The sequence below is a fragment of the Microbacterium esteraromaticum genome, from assembly GCF_900163815.1.
Lineage (GTDB): Bacteria > Actinomycetota > Actinomycetes > Actinomycetales > Microbacteriaceae > Microbacterium > Microbacterium esteraromaticum_B.
Genome location: NZ_FUKO01000046.1, coordinates 1 through 1472, shown reverse-complemented (window position 1 = coordinate 1472; position 1472 = coordinate 1). Strand labels below are relative to the sequence as shown.

The 1472-nt window shown below is 67.1% G+C and carries 1 protein-coding gene; it reads left to right on the top strand.

The features are described 5' to 3' along the window. Nucleotides 1-114: 114 nt before the first annotated feature. The gene (locus FM104_RS15265) at nt 115-1464 is read left to right on the top strand and encodes an ISL3 family transposase (RefSeq protein WP_373407861.1); all 1350 of its coding nucleotides are present in this window, start codon (nt 115-117) and stop codon (nt 1462-1464) included. The last annotated feature ends 8 nt before the right edge of the window (nt 1465-1472 follow it).

Here is a 1472-nt window from a genome sequence, read left to right as displayed (position 1 = left end):
GGCTCTTCAGAGTTGAGGTGGGTCTGAGGGGGCTGGGCGCGGTGGCGGGGTGAGTGGGGTCGAGGCCTTCAGGATGGGTAGCGACCAAGCAACCCTTCACCGGAAGGCCTCGACGTGTCCGAGCCTACGGCCTGCACTGCTGCGTGCTGCCCCGACTCCACCTACTGCTCCCGATGTGATCTCCTCGTCGGCCTGGACGGGCTGCGGGTGATCGATGTCGCCCGCGCCGATGACGCACTCACCGTCACGGTTGAGTCGCCGCCGGGCGCTGCGGGGTGTCCGCGGTGCGGGGTGGTCGCGGCCTCGCGCGGGCGTCGGGACGTGACGTTGATCGATGCACCCAGCTTCGACCGTCCGGTGCGCACGATCTGGCGCAAACGGACCTGGCGGTGCGTGGAGGAAGCGTGCCCTGTCGGGTCATTCACCGAGCAGAACGAGAACATCGCGAAACGACGCGGACTGCTCACACGCCGGGCATGCTGGTGGGCGATCGGGCAGATCCGCCGCGAGCACGCGTCCGTGGCCGGGGTCTGCCGGCAGTTGGGGACAACGTGGAACACGGTCTGGTCAGCGATCAAGCCGCTGCTGGAGAAGATGGATCAGGACCCGGCCCGCTTCGATGGCGTCAGCACCCTCGGCGTCGATGAGCACATCTGGCACCACGTGTCCACCAAGCCGATCGGTGACGGCGGCCGAGGACCGAAGGAGCTGACCGGGATGGTCGATCTGACCCGAGACAAGCACGGCCGGGTGCGCGCGAGGCTGCTGGACCTGGTGCCCGGCCGATCCGGCCCCGCATACGCGGACTGGCTGAAACAGCGTGACCAGGCGTTTCGTGAGGGGGTGCAGATCGCGACGTTGGACCCGTTCCAGGGATACAAGAACGCCATCGATGACCAACTCGAAGACGCCACCGCCGTCCTCGACGCATTCCACGTGGTCAAGCTCGGCACGCAGGCCGTGGACGAGGTCCGCCGCCGGGTCCAGCAAGACACTCTCGGGCATCGCGGAAAGCGCGGTGACCCGCTCTACGGGATCCGCAACATCCTGCGCTGCGGGCGTGAACGCCTCACCGCGAAACAGAACTACCGGCTCTACACCGCCTTCGCCACACGCGACGAGCACGTCGAGGTCGAAGTCGCCTGGCAGTGCGCCAGCCAGCTCCGCGACGCATACCACGCCGGCGACCTCACCGAGGGTCGCACGATCGCCGAACGCGTGCTGAAATCGTTCCCGACATGCCCGATCCCCGAGATCCGCCGACTTGGGAAGACCCTGAACCGGTGGAAAGCCGCGTTCTTGTCGTACTGGGACACAGGGCGATCCAACAACGGCGGCACCGAAGCCGTCAACGGCCTCATCGAGTTACACCGCCGCGTCGCCCGCGGATTCCGCAACCGCGACAACTACCGACTACGCATGCTCCTCATCGGCGGCGCACTGACCAGCCCCCACCTCAAGTAGGAAGAGCC